At 66.1% G+C, this 16,392-nt stretch carries 14 protein-coding genes and 1 tRNA gene; 5 read left to right on the forward strand and 10 right to left on the reverse strand.

Features of this window, described 5'->3' with window-relative positions; genetic code table 11:
- Nucleotides 1–7: 7 nt before the first annotated feature.
- On the forward strand, nt 8–1,471 hold the full coding sequence (locus tag AC5RU7_RS15770; protein WP_494009888.1) for an amino acid permease: 1,464 nt from the start codon (nt 8–10) through the stop codon (nt 1,469–1,471).
- 298 nt (nt 1,472–1,769) lie between these two features.
- The gene (locus AC5RU7_RS15775; protein WP_494053025.1) at nt 1,770–5,276 is read left to right on the forward strand and encodes a bifunctional proline dehydrogenase/L-glutamate gamma-semialdehyde dehydrogenase; all 3,507 of its coding nucleotides are present in this window, start codon (nt 1,770–1,772) and stop codon (nt 5,274–5,276) included.
- 106 nt (nt 5,277–5,382) lie between these two features.
- Here AC5RU7_RS15775 and AC5RU7_RS15780 read toward each other — a convergent pair whose 3' ends face one another.
- A complete protein-coding gene (locus tag AC5RU7_RS15780) occupies nt 5,383–5,697 on the reverse strand; it encodes a hypothetical protein (protein WP_494053026.1) in 315 nt (104 codons plus the stop codon).
- A 185-nt stretch (nt 5,698–5,882) separates the two neighbouring features.
- Nucleotides 5,883–6,737 (reverse strand): LysR substrate-binding domain-containing protein, encoded by an 855-nt coding sequence (locus tag AC5RU7_RS15785; RefSeq protein ID WP_494053027.1) that lies wholly within the window; start codon nt 6,735–6,737, stop codon nt 5,883–5,885.
- Nucleotides 6,738–6,872: 135 nt separating this feature from the next.
- On the opposite strand from AC5RU7_RS15785, the gene AC5RU7_RS15790 reads away from it, so the two are divergent.
- The gene (locus AC5RU7_RS15790) at nt 6,873–8,279 is read left to right on the forward strand and encodes an MFS transporter (protein ID WP_494053028.1); all 1,407 of its coding nucleotides are present in this window, start codon (nt 6,873–6,875) and stop codon (nt 8,277–8,279) included.
- A 69-nt stretch (nt 8,280–8,348) separates the two neighbouring features.
- Here AC5RU7_RS15790 and AC5RU7_RS15795 read toward each other — a convergent pair whose 3' ends face one another.
- Nucleotides 8,349–8,492, reverse strand: coding sequence for a hypothetical protein (locus AC5RU7_RS15795; RefSeq protein WP_494053029.1), 144 nt, complete (start codon nt 8,490–8,492; stop codon nt 8,349–8,351).
- A 96-nt stretch (nt 8,493–8,588) separates the two neighbouring features.
- A tRNA-Gly gene (locus AC5RU7_RS15800) sits at nt 8,589–8,662 on the reverse strand.
- A gap of 240 nt (nt 8,663–8,902) precedes the next feature.
- On the opposite strand from AC5RU7_RS15800, the gene AC5RU7_RS15805 reads away from it, so the two are divergent.
- Nucleotides 8,903–9,364 (forward strand): SRPBCC family protein, encoded by a 462-nt coding sequence (locus tag AC5RU7_RS15805; RefSeq protein ID WP_494009882.1) that lies wholly within the window; start codon nt 8,903–8,905, stop codon nt 9,362–9,364.
- A gap of 8 nt (nt 9,365–9,372) precedes the next feature.
- Here AC5RU7_RS15805 and AC5RU7_RS15810 read toward each other — a convergent pair whose 3' ends face one another.
- A complete protein-coding gene (locus tag AC5RU7_RS15810) occupies nt 9,373–11,097 on the reverse strand; it encodes a CAP domain-containing protein (RefSeq protein WP_494053030.1) in 1,725 nt (574 codons plus the stop codon).
- A 134-nt stretch (nt 11,098–11,231) separates the two neighbouring features.
- On the opposite strand from AC5RU7_RS15810, the gene dcd reads away from it, so the two are divergent.
- A complete protein-coding gene (dcd, locus tag AC5RU7_RS15815; protein ID WP_494053031.1) occupies nt 11,232–11,807 on the forward strand; it encodes a dCTP deaminase in 576 nt (191 codons plus the stop codon).
- Nucleotides 11,808–11,819: 12 nt separating this feature from the next.
- On the opposite strand, the gene AC5RU7_RS15820 is transcribed toward dcd, so the two are convergent.
- Genes AC5RU7_RS15820 through AC5RU7_RS15840 form a run of 5 tightly spaced genes read right to left on the reverse strand, consistent with a single transcriptional unit; the run spans nt 11,820 to nt 16,335 of the window.
- Nucleotides 11,820–13,001 (reverse strand): cation:proton antiporter, encoded by a 1,182-nt coding sequence (locus tag AC5RU7_RS15820; RefSeq protein ID WP_494053032.1) that lies wholly within the window; start codon nt 12,999–13,001, stop codon nt 11,820–11,822.
- A gap of 5 nt (nt 13,002–13,006) precedes the next feature.
- Nucleotides 13,007–13,489 carry a cation:proton antiporter regulatory subunit gene (locus AC5RU7_RS15825; protein ID WP_494009878.1) on the reverse strand — a complete coding sequence of 161 codons (483 nt, stop codon included), beginning with the start codon at nt 13,487–13,489 and terminating at the stop codon, nt 13,007–13,009.
- A gap of 40 nt (nt 13,490–13,529) precedes the next feature.
- Nucleotides 13,530–14,264, reverse strand: coding sequence for a cupin domain-containing protein (locus AC5RU7_RS15830; RefSeq protein ID WP_494053033.1), 735 nt, complete (start codon nt 14,262–14,264; stop codon nt 13,530–13,532).
- Entirely contained in the window at nt 14,261–15,238 is a 978-nt protein-coding gene (locus tag AC5RU7_RS15835; protein WP_494053034.1) for a DUF6807 domain-containing protein, read from the reverse strand. Before AC5RU7_RS15835 ends, AC5RU7_RS15830 begins: the two co-directional genes overlap by 4 nt.
- The gene (locus tag AC5RU7_RS15840) at nt 15,235–16,335 is read right to left on the reverse strand and encodes a Gfo/Idh/MocA family protein (RefSeq protein ID WP_494053035.1); all 1,101 of its coding nucleotides are present in this window, start codon (nt 16,333–16,335) and stop codon (nt 15,235–15,237) included. Before AC5RU7_RS15840 ends, AC5RU7_RS15835 begins: the two co-directional genes overlap by 4 nt.
- Between the last annotated feature and the right edge of the window lie 57 nt (nt 16,336–16,392).

The following is a 16,392-nucleotide window of genomic DNA, read 5'->3' on the forward strand; positions in this document are numbered from 1 at the left end:
GTTCCTGATGAGCACTAGAGATATGAGCCAGTCGATCATGCGGCGCAAGCCGATTGACGACATTGAGGAAGAAAACAAGCACAGTGGCCTGTTCAAGTCACTCGGGCTGTGGCAGCTCACCGCCATCGGCGTAGGTGGCATCATCGGCGTCGGCATTTTCTCGCTGGCAGGCCTGGTGGCTGCCGGCAGCGAAGGAACACCCGGGGTGGGGCCCGCGGTGCTGATCTCGTTCCTGGTTGCCGGTCTGGCCTCCGCGGCCGCAGCGCTGTCCTACGCCGAGTTCGCGGGCATGATCCCGCGCGCCGGCTCCGCCTACACCTACGGCTACGTGGCGCTGGGCGAAATTGTCGGCTGGTTCATCGGCTGGGACCTGCTGCTGGAATACATTGCCATCGTGGCCGTGGTGGCCATCGGCATCTCCGGCTACTTTGACGCCTTCCTCTCCGGCATCGGCATCAACATGCCTGCCTGGATGACCTCGACGGCGGACGAGGGCAAGGGCGGCATCGTCAACATCCCCGCCATCCTGGTCTGCCTCCTGGTCACCTGGATCCTCTCCCGCGGCACCAAGGCCTTCGGGCGGTTCGAACTCGTCGCCGTAGCCATCAAGGTGATCCTGATCCTCTTCATCATCGGCCTGGGCGTCTTCTACATCGATACCAACAACTACAACCCGTTTATGCCCAGTGGCTTCGGCCCGGTCCTCGCCGGCGCGGCCACGGTCTTCTTCGCCGTCTTCGGCTATGACGCGATGAGCACCGCCGCCGAGGAAGCCACCGACGGCAAGAAGCACATGCCCAAGGCCATCATCCTGTCCCTCGTCATCGCCATGCTGCTCTACGTGGCCGCCACCCTGGTCCTGACCGGCATGCAGAACTACAAGGACATCGATCCCACCGCCGGCTTCGCCTCGGCATTTACCGGGGTTGGCCTGCCGGTCATCGCCACCATCATCTCCGTGTTCGCGGTGCTGTCCATCCTCACTGTGATGCTCACCTTCCTCCTGGGTGTCACCCGCGTGTGGTTCGCCATGAGCCGCGACGGCCTGCTGCCCGGCTGGTTTTCCAAGACGGACCGGCACGGCACGCCGCAGCGGGTCACCTGGATTGCCGGCATCGCTTCGGCCTTCCTGGCCGGCGTCTTCCCGATCAAGGAGGTCGCGGACCTCACCAACATCGGCATCCTGGCCGCGTTCGTCGTCGTCTGCTTCTCGGTGATCATCTTCCGCTACAAGCGCCCCGATGCCCCGCGGACCTTCCGCCTGCCGCTGATGCCGGTCATCCCGGCCTTCGGTGTCCTGGCATCCGCCTTCCTGATGTTCCAGCTGCACTGGGAAACCTGGCTGCGGTTCGGCGTCTGGCTGGTCATCGGCCTGGCCATCTACTTCTTCTATGGCCGCAGGCACTCCCTGATGAACCCGGACAGTCCGCGGCACGAGGAACTCGTGGAGATGCACCGCCCCCTCCGCTGACCCTCTCTCACTTTTCGCGCCTTATCCCGGAACGCTCTCGCACTTTCGGCGCCTTATCGATGAACCCTCCTGCACATCATGTGCGGGAGGGTTTGCCGTTTTGCCGCGAAAGGTGAGAGAGCGTTTGGGGTTTGAGTGCAGGAGTTGCGAGAGGGTTTTGAGGGGGTAGGAGGGGGTCCCAAAACTTCAGCTTTTCTAACCTGTATTGCTTAGAAAACATCGCTTTATCTTATGTGAACACAGGCGCATACTGGTGGATAAGACCACTCCGAACCCCCAGGAAAGATCGAGGAAAGCCATGACCCACGTAGCAATGGAGCCGGCTGTTGCCGCCGGTGTTGCGCCGCAGACTGTCGACGTCGATGTCCCGCAGGCCAAGGCCCTGGCGAACGACGCAGTGGCCCTGGTCCGCCGCTGGCTGACCGAGGCCGCAAAGGTTCCGGTCGATGCTTCCGCAGAGCAGCTCGCCGGCGTTCTCAAGGACCCCAACGGCCTGGAGTTCACGGTGGGCTTCGTGGACGGCGTGGTCCGCCCCGAGGATTTGAACGTCGCCGCCCGCAACCTGGCCAAGCTTGCCCCCAAGGTTCCGGCATTCCTGCCCTGGTACATGCGTAGCGCGGTGGCGCTGGGCGGCACCGTTGCTCCCGTCTTGCCGCAGGTTGTCATCCCCATTGCCCGCAAGGTCCTCCGCGAGATGGTGGGCCACCTAATCGTGGACGCCACTGACGCCAAGCTGGGGCCGGCCATCGCCAAGATCAGGAAGGAAAGCATCAAGCTCAACGTCAACCTCCTCGGCGAGGCAGTGCTGGGCGAGCACGAGGCATCGCGCCGGCTGGAAGGCACCCATACCCTGCTGGCCCGCCCCGACGTGGACTACGTGTCCATCAAGGTTTCCTCCACTGTGGCCCCGCACTCCGCCTGGGCCTTCGACGAAGCCGTGGAGCACGTCGTCGAGAAGCTCACTCCGCTGTTCCAGCGGGCCAACTCCTTTGCCGGGGGCGGCGGGAAGGCCAAGTTCATCAACCTGGACATGGAGGAGTACAAGGACCTGGACATGACCATCGCGGTCTTCACCCGGATCCTGGACAAGCCAGAGTTCAAGAACCTCGAGGCCGGCATCGTGCTCCAGGCCTACCTGCCGGACGCGCTTTCCGCGATGATCCGGCTGCAGGACTGGGCAGCCGAACGCCGCGCAAACGGTGGCGCCGCCATCAAGGTCCGCGTGGTCAAGGGCGCCAACCTGCCGATGGAGCAGGTGGAGGCCTCCCTGCATGACTGGCCGCTGGCCACCTGGGGCAGCAAGCAGGACTCTGACACCAGCTACAAGAGCGTCATCAACTACTCGCTGCACCCCGAGCGGATCAAGAACATCCGGATTGGCGTCGCCGGCCACAACCTGTTCGACATCGCCTTCGCCTGGCTCCTGGCCAAGCAGCGCGGGGTGGAATCGGGCATCGAATTCGAAATGCTCCTGGGCATGGCCCAGGGCCAGGCGGAGGCCGTCAAGAAGGACGTCGGTTCGCTGCTGCTCTACACCCCCGTGGTGCACCCGTCCGAGTTCGACGTCGCCATCGCCTACCTGATCCGCCGCCTCGAAGAAGGCGCCAGCCAGGACAACTTCATGTCCGCGGTGTTCGAGCTGAGCGAGAACGAGGCCCTGTTCGAACGGGAAAAGCAGCGCTTCCTGTCCTCGCTGGAAGCCCTGGACAACAGCGTGCCGCCGGCCAACCGCCAGCAGAACCGCAACCTCCCGCCCACCCCAATGCCGCACACCGGCTTCCGGAACACCCCGGACACCGACCCGTCCTTGCCCTCGAACCGTGACTGGGGCCGGGCCATCCTGGACCGCATCCCGTCCTCCACCCTGGGCAACGCCTCCGTGGCCGCCGCGTCCATCAGGGACGAAGCCACCCTCAACACGGTGATCGCCACCGCCGTCGAACAGGGCAAGGCCTGGGGCGAGCTCTCCGGCGACGAGCGCGCCGAGATCCTGAACCGCGCCGGCGACGTCCTTGAGGCCCGCCGCGCCGACCTGCTCGAGGTCATGGCCAGCGAAACCGGCAAGACCATCGACCAGGGTGACCCCGAGGTCAGCGAGGCAGTGGACTTCGCCCACTACTACGCCGAGTCCGCACGCAAGCTGGACAAGGTCGACGGCGCCACGTTCGTCCCTGCCAAGCTCACCGTGGTGACCCCGCCATGGAACTTCCCGGTCGCCATCCCGGCAGGGTCCACCTTGGCGGCACTCGCCGCCGGTTCCGCCGTCGTCATCAAGCCCGCCAAGCAGGCCGCCCGCAGCGGGGCCGTGATGGTCGAGGCCCTCTGGGAAGCAGGCGTTCCCCGCGACGTGCTGACCATGGTGCAGCTGGGCGAGCGGGAGCTGGGCAAGCAGCTCATCTCCCACCCGGCCGTTGACCGGGTCATCCTCACCGGCGGCTACGAGACCGCCGAGCTGTTCCGCTCCTTCCGCAAGGACCTGCCGCTCCTGGCCGAAACCAGTGGCAAGAACGCCATCATCGTCACCCCCAGCGCGGACCTGGACCTGGCAGCCAAGGACGTGGCCTACTCCGCGTTCGGCCATGCCGGCCAGAAGTGCTCCGCCGCGTCCCTGGTGATCCTGGTGGGTTCGGTGGCCAGGTCCAAGCGCTTCCACAACCAGCTGATCGATGCCGTCACCTCACTGAAGGTGGGTTACCCGCAGGATCCCACCAGCCAGATGGGGCCCATCATCGAGCCGGCCAACGGCAAGCTCCTTAACGCCCTGACCACCCTGGGCGAAGGCGAGAACTGGGCAGTCGAGCCGAAGAAGCTGGACGAGAGCGGAAAGCTGTGGAGCCCGGGCGTCCGCTACGGCGTCAAGCGCGGTTCCTACTTCCACCTGACCGAGTTCTTCGGCCCGGTCCTGGGCGTGATGACCGCGGACACCCTGGAGGAAGCCATCGCCATCCAGAACCAGATCGAATACGGCCTCACCGCCGGCCTGCACTCCCTCAACTCCGAGGAACTCGGCGTCTGGCTGGACTCCATCCAGGCCGGCAACCTGTACGTCAACCGCGGCATCACCGGCGCCATCGTGCAGCGCCAGCCGTTCGGCGGCTGGAAGAAGTCCGCAGTGGGCGCCGGCACCAAGGCAGGCGGCCCCAACTACCTGGCCGGCCTGGGCGACTGGACCGCAGCCCGCAGCACGGCGACGGCCTCCGTCGCCCACCCGGGTGTCCGCCGCATCATCAACGCCGCCGGCGCCGCCCTGGAGCCTGCCGAGCTGGAATCCGTCCAGCGTGCCTTGGCGTCCGACGCCGAGGCCTGGGCGGAGGAGTTCGGTACCGCCAAGGACGTGTCCGGTCTGAGCGCGGAACGCAACATCTTCCGCTACCGCAGCCTGCCCGTCACCATCCGCCTGTCCGAAGGGGCGCCGCTCGCGGACCTCGTCCGGACCGTGGCAGCCGGTGTCCTGGCCGGATCGGAGCTCACGGTGTCCACCGCCGTCGAACTTCCCGCCCAGCTGCGCCCGGTGCTTACCGCGCTGGACATCGATGTGACGGTGGAGTCCGACGCCGGCTGGCTGGCTTCCGCAGGACGCCTCGCATCCGCGGGCAAGCTGTCCGGAGCGCGCGTCCGGCTGATCGGCGGGGACGCAGCCGCGCTCGCCGAGGCAACCGGCGGCAGGCCCGACCTGGCGGTGTACGCCCACCCGGTCACGGAGGCTGGCCGCGTGGAACTGCTGCCGTTCCTGCACGAGCAGGCAGTCAGCATTACGGCCCACCGCTTCGGCACACCGAACCACCTCTCGGATGCCCTGATCTAACCAGGGCAGGCCAACACAAGGCCGGGCGGCCACCTTCTCGGGTGGCCGCCCGGCCTTGTTTGCTGTCAGTGTCCGCGCTGGCTGCGCGGCAGGAGACCTGCGGCTGTCAGCCCAGGTACCACCCGGGCGGCGTCCATGTCACGGGAACGCTGTGTGCTGAGAAGTCCTCGCAGCGGGTGCAGGTGTAGGCCACTTCCCCAAGGGTGGCTACTGCGCCGTCGCGCCGGTACGTGGGCGGTATATAGGACTCGAGGTAGATGAATTCGTCGGTACGGCACTTGTCGCAGGTTGGCTTGCCTACGTAGCCGGAATCTGTGGTTGCTACTCCCGCGCCCAGGTTCGATTGGCGGGTTGCGGGCCGCGGAGAGGTGTGCGGGTGTGCATGGGCCGCACTGAAATGGGTGTTCTTGGCTGTCTTCATTGGCTGCCTGTCCCGGGCGGGAGCTCTGTTGTGCAGGGCACGCCCGTGTGAGAGAACCGGCCAGCTGCTTGACCATGGGAGACCAGCATAGATTAGGTAACGTTCTGACATCAATGGAAAGCTTTCACGGGGTGGCGCTTTGCTCCGACTTCTGCCGGAGGTAACGCCTGCCGGAGTTCCCGTTCCTAGGCCTGGCGGTTGATGGTCCTGCCCACGATGGACTGCGTGAGGGCATCGATGACCTCCGAGTTGGCCAGGGGATTGCGGATCAGGGTGAAGTCGACGTCCCCTACGGCGGGCAGGTCGAAGCGCCGCGTGATGATTTTCAGGTCTTCCGGGACCAGCGACGTCGGCATGACCGCGACGCCGATTCCAGCCCGGACGGCGGCCAGCACCCCGCTGATCTGGCGGGTGGTGCAGGTGATGCGCCAGGTCCTGCCGTGTGCCTCGAGGGCGTCAATGGCCAGTTTCCTGCTCAGGCTGGGCGAGGGGTAGGCAATCAGCGGGACCGGGGTGCCCGGCTCCAGGCTGGTCTGCTCCAGGCCCACCCAGGAGAACGAGTCATGCTGCACCACGGTGCCGTCTTTGGCGCCGGCCACCCACTTCACGAAAACGAGATCCAGCTGGCCGGCGTTGAGTTTGCGGTACAGCTGGTCGCTTTGGCCCACCGTCAGCTCAAGGTTGATTTGTGGATAGATCTGCCGGAACTCACGGAGGATCCGGGGCAGGCCGGTGATGGCAAGATCGTCCGCGGTGCCGAATCGGAGGCGGCCGCGCATTGCCGAGCCGGAGAAATAGCGGGCCGCGGCGTCATGGGCGGACAGGATGTTGCGCGCGAACCCTGCCATCGCATCCCCGTTGTCCGTAAGCCGGACATCGCGGGTGTCCCTGGTGATCAGTACCCGCTTGGCTGCCGTTTCCAGCTTCCGGACGTGCTGGCTGATGGTGGGCTGCGCCAGGCCCAGGCGCTCGGCAGCCTTGGTGAAGCTCAGCGTTTCGGCCACCGCCAGGAAGGAGCGCAGCTGGGTGGGGTCAAACAAGACGGACTCCTCTGAGGGTTTGGGATGGCATTACGGACTGCAATGGGACTTATAGGCACGATACGTCTCCATAATCTTCGGGCCCAGCCTAGCGTTAAGGGCATCCCAGGCCGCCATCAATGTGAGGACATACCTGTGGCACCCCCACCGCCGTCATCGGCAACCGTCACCCAGCCCGTCATCGACTCCGCAGGTTCTGCGCCGGATTCTGCACCTGACCGTCCGGTGGAGGACATCCACACCCAGCCGCTCCCGGTTGTGGCCGAACACCTTCCCTGGCGGCACACGTTCATCTCCCTGAAAGTGCCCAACTTCCGGATTTTCGCCGCCGGACACTTCATTGCCGTGATCGCACTCTGGATGCAGCGGATTGCCCAGGATTGGATGGTGCTGGAACTGTCCGGTTCCGTCACAGCTGTGGGCATCACGGTGGCACTGCAATTCTTGCCGTCCCTGCTGCTGGGACCCTGGGGTGGGATGGTGGCCGACCGGTTCACCAAGCGGAAGATCCTGATTCTGTGCCAGGGCATGGCCGCGGTCCTGGCCGGGGCGTTGGCTGTCCTCGCCCTCACCGCAACCGTTGAGGTGTGGCATGTCTACGTCATCGCACTGGTGCTGGGCCTGGTCACCGTCCTTGACCAGCCCGCCCGCCAGGTGTTTGTGCACGAGCTGGTGGGGCCCGCCTATCTGCGGAACGCCATCAGCGTGAATTCCACAACCTTCCAACTGGGCGGCCTGATTGGCCCCGCTTTGGCCGGACTGCTCCTGACCGCCGTCGGTGCAGGCTGGGCTTTCGCTGGCAACGCCTTCGCCTGCTGCTGCACTGTTGCCATGCTGCTGATCCTGCGTAAGGACCAGCTGTTCGTCAGCGCGCCGGCACCCAAGAGCAAGGGGATGCTTCGCGAAGGCCTGCGGTACGCGCTCAGCAAGCCCACCATCTACTGGCCATGGCTGATGGCAGGCTTCATTGCGGTGTTCGCCATGAGTTTGCCGGTGGTGCTTGCAGCGTTTGCCGACCGCGTCTTTGCGGTGGGTGCCGGCGGCTACGGGCTGCTCAACGCCCTGGTGGCTCTCGGTGCATTGGCCGGTGCGGTGGCTTCCACCCGCCGCCGGCGGCTTCGGCTGCGGTCCGTGGTGTTCTGCGCCGGCATGTATGGTGCGATGCTCTGCCTGGCATCGCTGGCGCCGTCCATGGCCTGGTTCGGCGTGGCGATGGTCATGTCCGGATTCTGGTGCCTGATGTTCCTCACTGGCTCCAACCAGCTGGTCCAGGTCAGTTCGAACATGGGAATTCGGGGGCGGGTGATGAGCCTCTACATCATGGTGCTGATCGGCGGCCAGGCTTTGGGCGGACCCATGCTGGGCTGGATCGCCGAACACGCGGACCCGCACGTCGCGCTCCTGGTCTCGGGCGGGGTACCGGCGCTCGCGGCCCTGACGGTGGCCGTCCTGCTGGCACGGAAAGCAGGCCTCACGCTCCGGGTGGACCTGAAGGACCGGCGCCGACCGCTGCAGATCGTGAACCGGGCAGCGGCAGCCTGAAGCAAACGCCAGCTTTTTCAGATAGCCGCTTCAAACTGCCGGTCCAGCCCTCAGCCGGCGGTTTCCCGGCTACTTCTTCTTGCCAGCGCTCTTGCCGGACGGAGTATCCAGGGAACTGGCCGGCGCGGAAGCGGCCCTCTTGTCTGCGCGTTTTTCCTTGATGGACTTGCCGGACTTTTTTGATGCCGTTTGACGCGGGGACTTATCAGCCATGATTGCTCCTGTAGCGGAACCGAAAGGTTCCTGACTACAGACCCTACACGGCGGCACCAAATACCCTCCGTGCAGCGTCCGCGATACTGCAGAAAGTGGAGCGGCTGACGGGAATCGAACCCGCGTATCAAGCTTGGGAAGCTAGCGCTCTACCATTGAGCTACAGCCGCACTGCCCCCACTCGCGCGGGGCAGAACTTAGCTTAGCGCAGATGGAGCCACAAACCGCCCAACCCGGAGTGCTGTTGGCCGTGTCCCGTAAGCAGCGGCGTCATCCAGTAACTCTTCAATAACGTCGCAGGCCCTGGCTAGGTGCGGGTCCGGAGCGCTGGTTAACCTGAACCGGAAGGCTGCGGCGTCAGGGGGAGGCGGTCAGCGCGGCAGGCCGACGTCAACCACGGGAAGATTTACATGGCATTCGCAGAACACGAGGTCCTCATCCGGCGTGACGCCATGGCTGTGTACCTGTACCTGCTCGATGCCACCAATCTTCCGCTCTGGCGCGAGGGCGTCCGCAGCGTGAAGCTGCTGCAGGGCCCGGCCGAGGCCAAGGGCGCCGTCTACCGGCAGATGGTCGCGGGCCGGTCCGGGCTGAGCATTCCGGCTGACCTCGAAATCACCCAGGCCCGGCCGGGCGCTGAAATCGAGTTCCGCGTCCTGTCCGGCCCCGCAAACCGCAGCGGCGGCTACTACCTCAGCACGGAAGGGGCGGGAACCCGGGTGCGGTTTGCGGTCGAAGCGCAGGCCGAGGGCCGGTTCGCGTTCCTTGACCGGCTGGGCCTGCTGAACAAGATGGTCCAGCGAAGTGTCCGGGCAGAAGTAGCCCAGCTGGAGCGGCTCAAGGACGTCCTGGAGCTCCAGCCCGCCGTCTAGGCCCCGGCCTACTGGGCCAGCCGCTGGCCGGTCCAAGGCCCGGCAATGTTCGACGCCGAGGCAAGGCTTCCGCCGGTCAGGTCCCAGTACTGCACTACGTCGCCTGCTCGGCGCAGAGCCACGCCTGCCGAGTTGAGCCCGGTCACGTCCCGTAGTGCTTTCACCCCCGTGGCGTCCTGCCAGCCGGTGGCAACTGTGGGCCGTGCTTCGGCGCGCAGCGCAGTGGTTCCCCAGCCGCGGTACAGCAGGACCGCTCCGTCGGTGCGGATGGCCAGCAGGTCCTGGAAGCCGTCGGCATCGTAATCGACCATGGCCAGCCTGCCGGCAGGAAGCCCGCTGGCCACCAGGGTCCGAGCGGCGAGGTCGCCGGTGCCCTTGTTGGGATACAGGTAGAGGTTTCCGGCGGCATCCCGTGCCAGGATCTGGGGCATCCGGTTATTGGCGCACCAGCCGCCCACGGCCAGGGTCAGGGTGTCCCACCCGCCGGAGCCGAGGGTGGCCGGCGCTTGGAACCCGCCGGTGGCAATGCCCCGGTGCAAAGTCAGGTTGCCGTTGGTCCATTGGGTGAGCAGGTCATAGGCGCCGTCGCGGTCCCAGTCCGTGACGAAGACTTCCTTGGCGCCGGAGAAGCCGGAGCCGATGACCTTTGCGGCAGCGTAGGCACGGGCACCCAGGGAGGCGCGGCGGAGGAGTTGCCCCGCGGAGTCGACTGTGACAAGGTCGCCGGGGCCCGTGATGGCAGCGGCGGACAGGTCCAGTGTTGGCGGCATGTGCCGTACCGTGGCATCACACATGGTGGGAGCGGGAGGCGGCAGGGCGGCGCCGCCACCGCCGCCGGTGGCACCACCGGGCGAGTTGACGGTACCTGCCGGAAGCGTGGTGTAACCGAAGAAGTTCACCACGCCCCAGATCTTGTAGGTGCGGTCGGTGTAGGAGATGCCGGCCCCCATCACGTTGAACCGGGGGTCGAGCAGCATGGCATTGTGGCCGGGGGAGCCCTTCCACCACTCCACCAGCAGTGCGGCATCGCGGTCCGTGCGGATGGCGATGACCTCACCGGCGCCGTTGTTGGGATTCATGGCGCGGGGATCGGTCCAGAAGTTGGCACGGTGCTCAATGACCTCGCGTGAGGCAATGTTGTCCGACCATTCCTGGGCCAGTCCCGCCACTGTGGGGTGGTACTTCACCGGCGCCAGGCCTTTGGATACGCGGTACTCGTTGATCCGGTTGAAGACCGTGAGGATCGCTGCTGAGTTGTCATCCCGCACCAGGGCTTCAGGACTCGGCGCGGCAAGCATGGATTCGGGGGCGGGCAGCACCGGTGCGGGCTTCCCCAGTTCCTCATCCGGTGCCCACAGCGGCGGGATCCACGGAACTTCCGGGGCCGTCTCCGACGTGCCGGCGGCAGTGGCCTGGGACGTCACGGGCTCTGGGACCGGGACCGTCCCCGCGGGGGCGGGGGCGGGGGCCTCCGGGGCAGGTGATGCGGTGGCCGGAGACGCCGGACGGATCTCCGGTTCCACGGCAGGGGTGAGCGGGGATCCTGCTGGGGGGTCGCCAGCAGAGCCCGCTCCGCCGTCGTGCAGTGCAGGCTCCAGCAAGACACTCCGCGGACCGGCGGCGACAGCAGAGTCGTTGGTCCGAAGCGGCGCGGAGAGCGTGCCTGCTGACGAGGAGACCAGCGCCAGGGCGCAGAGCACGCCAATGAAAGAGGGCGCTACCAATTTATTCACAACATCCCCAGCTCTGTTGGGCCATCCGGGAGACCATCCGGCGCCTGAGTACCTTAGGCAACATTAGCCCCATGAGGCCACAGCAACAACGGAAAAAATATTAGTGTGGATAAGCCATACGGTAATTTGGGACGGTGCTGATCTCTGACCGCGATATTCGTGCCGAAATTGACTCCCAGCGGATCGTGCTGGAACCCTACGACTCGGCGATGGTGCAGCCGTCGTCCGTGGACGTGCGGATCGACAAGTTCTTCCGGCTGTTCGACAACCACAAGTACGCGCACATCGACCCCGCACAGGAGCAGCCTGAGTTGACCCGGCTGGTGGAAGTTGAAGAGGACGAAGCCTTCATCCTGCACCCGGGCGAGTTCGTCCTGGGCTCCACCTACGAAACCGTCACGCTGCCGGACGATATTGCAGCCCGGCTGGAGGGCAAGTCCTCGCTGGGCCGGCTGGGCCTGCTGACGCACTCCACCGCCGGATTCATTGACCCCGGCTTCTCAGGACACGTCACCCTTGAGCTGTCCAACATGGCCACGCTGCCCATCAAGCTGTGGCCGGGCATGAAGATCGGGCAGCTGTGCTTTTTCCGGCTGACATCTTCCGCGGAGTATCCCTACGGCCAGGGCGAGTACGGAAACCGCTACCAGGGCCAGCGAGGCCCCACCGCCAGCCGCAGCCACCTGAACTTCCACCGCACCACCATCTAGCGGGAAACGCACTTAGGCCTTCGCCGGAACGCCTTTTTGGCCCCCTGCTGCACCAACAAGCGGTTCGACATAGCGCGCAGCCAGCGGCCCCAGCACGGCCATGATCAGCACGTAGGCCGTGGCCAGGGCCGCAAGTTCATTCGGTACCGCTCCCGAAGCCACCGCCAGGCCTGCGATCACGATCGAGAACTCGCCGCGGGCAATCAGCGCTGCTCCGGCGCGGAAGCGGCCGCGCCGCGCAATGCCCGCACGCTTCGCGGCCCAGACGCCCGTGACCATCTTGGTGGCGGCGGTGGTGACAGCCAGCACCAGGGCCCAGCCCAGCACGGGCGGGATGGATGTCGGGTCCGTGTTGAGCCCGAACGCCACAAAGAAAATCGCTGCGAACAGGTCTCGCAGCGGTTCCAGGATGCGGGTGGCGTTATGGGCGGTGGCGCCGGAAATAGCAATGCCGAGCAGGAACGCTCCCACCGCGGCGGATACCTGCATGGCCGAAGCGACGCCGGCCACGAGCAGTGCTGCGCCAAGGAGGTTCAGGAGGAACACTTCCGAGTTCTCGCTGTGCACGGCCCTGGAGACGTGATGCCCGTGCCGCAGCGCAACCATGAGAACCACGCTCACGACTGCAAGTGCGATGCCCACACTGGTGAGCCCGCCGAGGAAACTGACCCCGGCCAGGATGGTGGTCAGCACAGGCAGGTAGACGGCCATGGCCAGGTCTTCGAACACCAGGATGGACAGCACGACGGGCGTTTCGCGGTTGCCCAGCCGGCCGAGATCGGTGATGACCTTGGCCGCGATTCCCGATGAAGAGATGTAGGTGACGCCGCCCAGCACCATGGCGCCCACTCCGCCCCAGCCCAGCAGGTAGGCCAGCGCGGCCCCGGGCAGGAAGTTCAGGACCAGATCGAGCACACCGCCCTGCCAGGAGCGGCGCAGGCCAGTGAAGAGCTCCGTCGCCGTATATTCCAATCCGAGCATAAGCAGCAGCAGGATTACGCCGATTTCGCTGCTGACATGCGCAAATTCTTGCATGCCTTCGAGCTTGACGATGCCGCCCGCGCCGAAGGCGAGCCCGCCCAGGAGGTACAGCGGGATGGGAGACATTCCGATCCGTCCGGCCAGCCTGGCCAACAGGCCGAGGCAGAACACAACGGCCCCCAGTTCGATGAGGGTCAGGGCCAGCGGGTCCACAGGACTCAGCCGTGGCGCAGGATATCGGCCGCCGTGTCGAGGCCTTCCTGGGTTCCGACTGCTATCAGCAGGTCTCCGGTGTGGAGGACGACGTCGGGTCCCGGCGAAGGGAGCACCTCACCTTCACGCATGATGGCAACGATGGAGACACCGCAGCGCGTACGGATGCACGCCTTCCCCATGGGCTGGTTCTGGAACGGGGAGTCCGGAGCAATCGAGAACTGCCGGGTCACAATTCCGGGGACGTCCTTGTGCTCTTCGGTCAGCTTCATGGCCAGATGCTGCCCGCCCAGGAGATTGCCCAGGGTGGCGGCTTCATCACTGGTCAGCGGAATGGACGCCTGGCAGGTATCGGGATCGTCCCAGGTTGAGATGATCAGTTCCGTCTGACCCTCGCGCAGCTCCACCACGCCGATCCGGCGGCCGGAGGCTGTCATGAAATCCTTCCGCAGGCCCAGGCCCGGAAGGTTGGTCTCATCCACGTTCATGGTCCAAGCCTAGTCTTCCGGGGAGGCTCATGGGGTGCGGTCAGACCACCCGGGAGTCCTCCCAGGTTGTGAGCCTGCCGCACATGCCGTACCCCTCGCCCGGGCGCGGGACCGCAGAGGCCACTGCAGCCTGGGCCATGGGCGCGGCGGACCCTTCCGCCAGCTGGTCCAGCGCCCGCCCAGTGGCATCCGCCTGCTTCCGGACCGTGTCCTCCCAGATCTGCTGCCAGCGCCCGACGCGCGGACGGACGAGCGCCGCCGCGGCGCGGTGGAAATCGGCCAGGGCTTTCGGGCCGTCGCGCAGTACCGCCACATGCAGTTCGGCGTATCCTTCCAACGCAAGGTCCCGCCGGGCGCGGGCAGCCGCGGCCATGGCGGCGGGGTCCAGCCCGCGCGGAAGGACAGCCTGCTGCGCATACTCCGCTGGATCCGCCAGGATATGGCCGGGGAAGGTCAGGACTGCGTCGCCGGATTCCGGCAGTCCCGCATTGGACATGATGACGGTGAGGGTGAGCCCGTCCGTGTTGACCAGCCGGTGCACGGTGCCCGGACTGAACCAGAGCAATGATCCGGCCGCCAGGTCATATTCCTCCGCCCCGGACATCGAGATGGTGTGGACCTGGCCCGTGCCGCCGGTGACTATGTAGGCCTCGGAGGACACCGTGTGGAGGTGCGGCGAGCCTCCGCACAGCCCGTCAGCGGACTCCCAGTCATAGACCCGGAGCCCGGTGACGGCCGTTCCGCCCGGGAAACCGGGCACGCCGGCGCCGGTCACCGGTGCATCCCCCCGGTGCCGCGAGCGAGGAGTTCCTGCGCCCCGAGTGCCAGGTCTTCGGCCCGGCGGGCATCGGATGCACCGTCGGCGACCACCACGGCATACCGGAAGCGGAGGGTGGCGCCGGCCTCGAACAGGACTTCCTCGCTGAAGAAGGGCGCCGGACCCATGCATGCGAAGGGCTCGGACCGGGCAAACCACTCCGGTTCCGGGTGGCCGCTGGCGGGATCGTCAACCATGACCAGCGTGGAGAAACGGCAGGTTTCATCGTGCTGCCCCACGAACGCGAGCCAGGGTGCCCGCCGGCCGCGCAGCCCTTCCCCGGTGGCACCGCCGGGTCCGAGGACCGTTCCCCCCGTGAAGGACCGGGGCCCGCGCCAGAACAGGCCGCCATAGCCGGCATTTTCCCGCCCTTCCGTGGTGGGGGAGCCAATGTGGATTGCGTCGCCGGAAACGTTGGTCATGGCCGTTTCGAAGATGAGGGCGTAGCTGCTGTCCGCCCCTGGCACCACGCTGAAAGACCTCTCCTCCTCCACCACCAGGGAGCCTTGCTGGCTGATCCAGCGAAGGTCATGGGCGAAACGGAACGTCCCGCCGTCGTCCGTTGCCTGCCGCAGCTCACGGTGCCGCATGGCGCCGTTGTTGGGCAGCCACTGGTACTCCTGCCCCCGCCGGTAGCTTGGCCCGCCCCAGAAATTGTCGGCGCCAAGGTGCGGCAGGGACCAGGCGATGCCTTTGTGCCATGCATGGTCGTGCGGCCGGTAAATGCTCACCAGGTCCCCGCTGCGTGTCCGGACCGGATGGAAATACGGCCTGGGGGACTCTTCCTGCGGGTCATCGGCCACGTAGGTATACGTGAGGACGTCCGCGCCGTCCAGGGAGACCGCTACCGCGGCGCCGTCGTCGGTCCAACTGAACCGGGTGCCGGTAGACGCGGAGGGTGTGCCGGCCGCGGGTTCTGCAGTGGTGCTCATGCGGTGCTCTTTTCCAGTTTCCAGGGTTGCAGCCGGCCGTCGGCGCGGTCGAAGAACGGGTTTCCATCGGTGATGTCGCCCCTGCGCACGGTCTGGCCGGTGATGGCTGAGGCGTAGATCGCGGCGGCCAGCTCCATGGTGGGATAGGCCTCGGCGAGGGTGACCGGGGGAACTTTCCCGGCCCTGACGGCGTCGATGATGTGCTCGTACTGTGCGGGATGCCCGCTCGGAGTGCCCGGGGAACCGTCCGCCCATTGGGCGGCCAGGTGCTCCTGGCCTGGCGCGGGCGTGAAGCGCCAGTGCGCATTGTCATAGCCGTAGAGGTGCTCGAGTTCCACGGTGGCATGATCGTAGTCGAACCGGAGCTGGGACGTTTCCCGGGGCGAGATCACGGAGTTGATGACCGTGCTCAATGCACCGGATTCAAATCGGACGATGGCGGTGGACACGTCTTCGGTTTCCGTCCGGCGGGCAAGGCGCCCGGCGAACGCAGTGACTTCCTGCCAGGGGCCCCAAAGGTGAAGCAGCAGGTCGAACTGGTGGATGCCGTGGCCCATGGTGGGTCCGCCGCCTTCCACGTCCCACAGGCCGCGCCAGGGCACGTCGAAGTATTCCTGGTTGCGGAACCAGAGCGTGTTGCAGAACCCGGTGAGGGCATTCCCCAGGGCGCCCGATTCCTGAAGCGCAGCCAGCTTGCGCGCGCCGCTGCCGAAACGGTGCTGGAAGATGCAGCTGACATGCTTGCCCGATGCAGACTCGGCGTCCTGCAGTTCACGCATCTGCCGGAGCGACAGGGCCGGCGGCTTTTCCAGCACCACATTCAGGCCTAGCGCCAGTGCCTCCAGGGCCAGGCAGGCATGCGACGACGGCGGGGTACAGACCGCCACCAGGTCCAGTCCGGCGTCGGCCGCCACAGCCAGGCTCGGCGCCGTGGCGGGTACATGCCATTTGTCCGCGAAGGCGGCAACACGGCCCGGGTCGATATCGACTGCTACCGCCAGCTCCGCTCCTGCCAGCTGCAGGGCTTCGGCGTGCGCATTGGCAATGCCGCCGGTGCCGATGATGCCGGCACGGGGGCGGGAAGGGGATGGTCCCACAGGACGGTCTCCTCGTTGAGAAAGGTTTGGAGGTAAGTTATCGATCACTAAATTATG

It is taken from the genome of Arthrobacter sp. K410C (assembly GCF_059090105.1).

Coding starts and splice junctions, on each gene's coding strand:
- AC5RU7_RS15795 (WP_494053029.1), bottom strand. CDS start 8,492: ATGGCTGATAAGTCCCCGCGTCAAACGGCATCAAAAAAGTCCGGCAAG.
- AC5RU7_RS15770 (WP_494009888.1), top strand. CDS start 8: ATGAGCACTAGAGATATGAGCCAGTCGATCATGCGGCGCAAGCCGATT.
- AC5RU7_RS15780 (WP_494053026.1), bottom strand. CDS start 5,697: ATGAAGACAGCCAAGAACACCCATTTCAGTGCGGCCCATGCACACCCG.
- AC5RU7_RS15835 (WP_494053034.1), bottom strand. CDS start 15,238: ATGAGCACCACTGCAGAACCCGCGGCCGGCACACCCTCCGCGTCTACC.
- AC5RU7_RS15775 (WP_494053025.1), top strand. CDS start 1,770: ATGACCCACGTAGCAATGGAGCCGGCTGTTGCCGCCGGTGTTGCGCCG.
- AC5RU7_RS15825 (WP_494009878.1), bottom strand. CDS start 13,489: ATGAACGTGGATGAGACCAACCTTCCGGGCCTGGGCCTGCGGAAGGAT.
- AC5RU7_RS15805 (WP_494009882.1), top strand. CDS start 8,903: ATGGCATTCGCAGAACACGAGGTCCTCATCCGGCGTGACGCCATGGCT.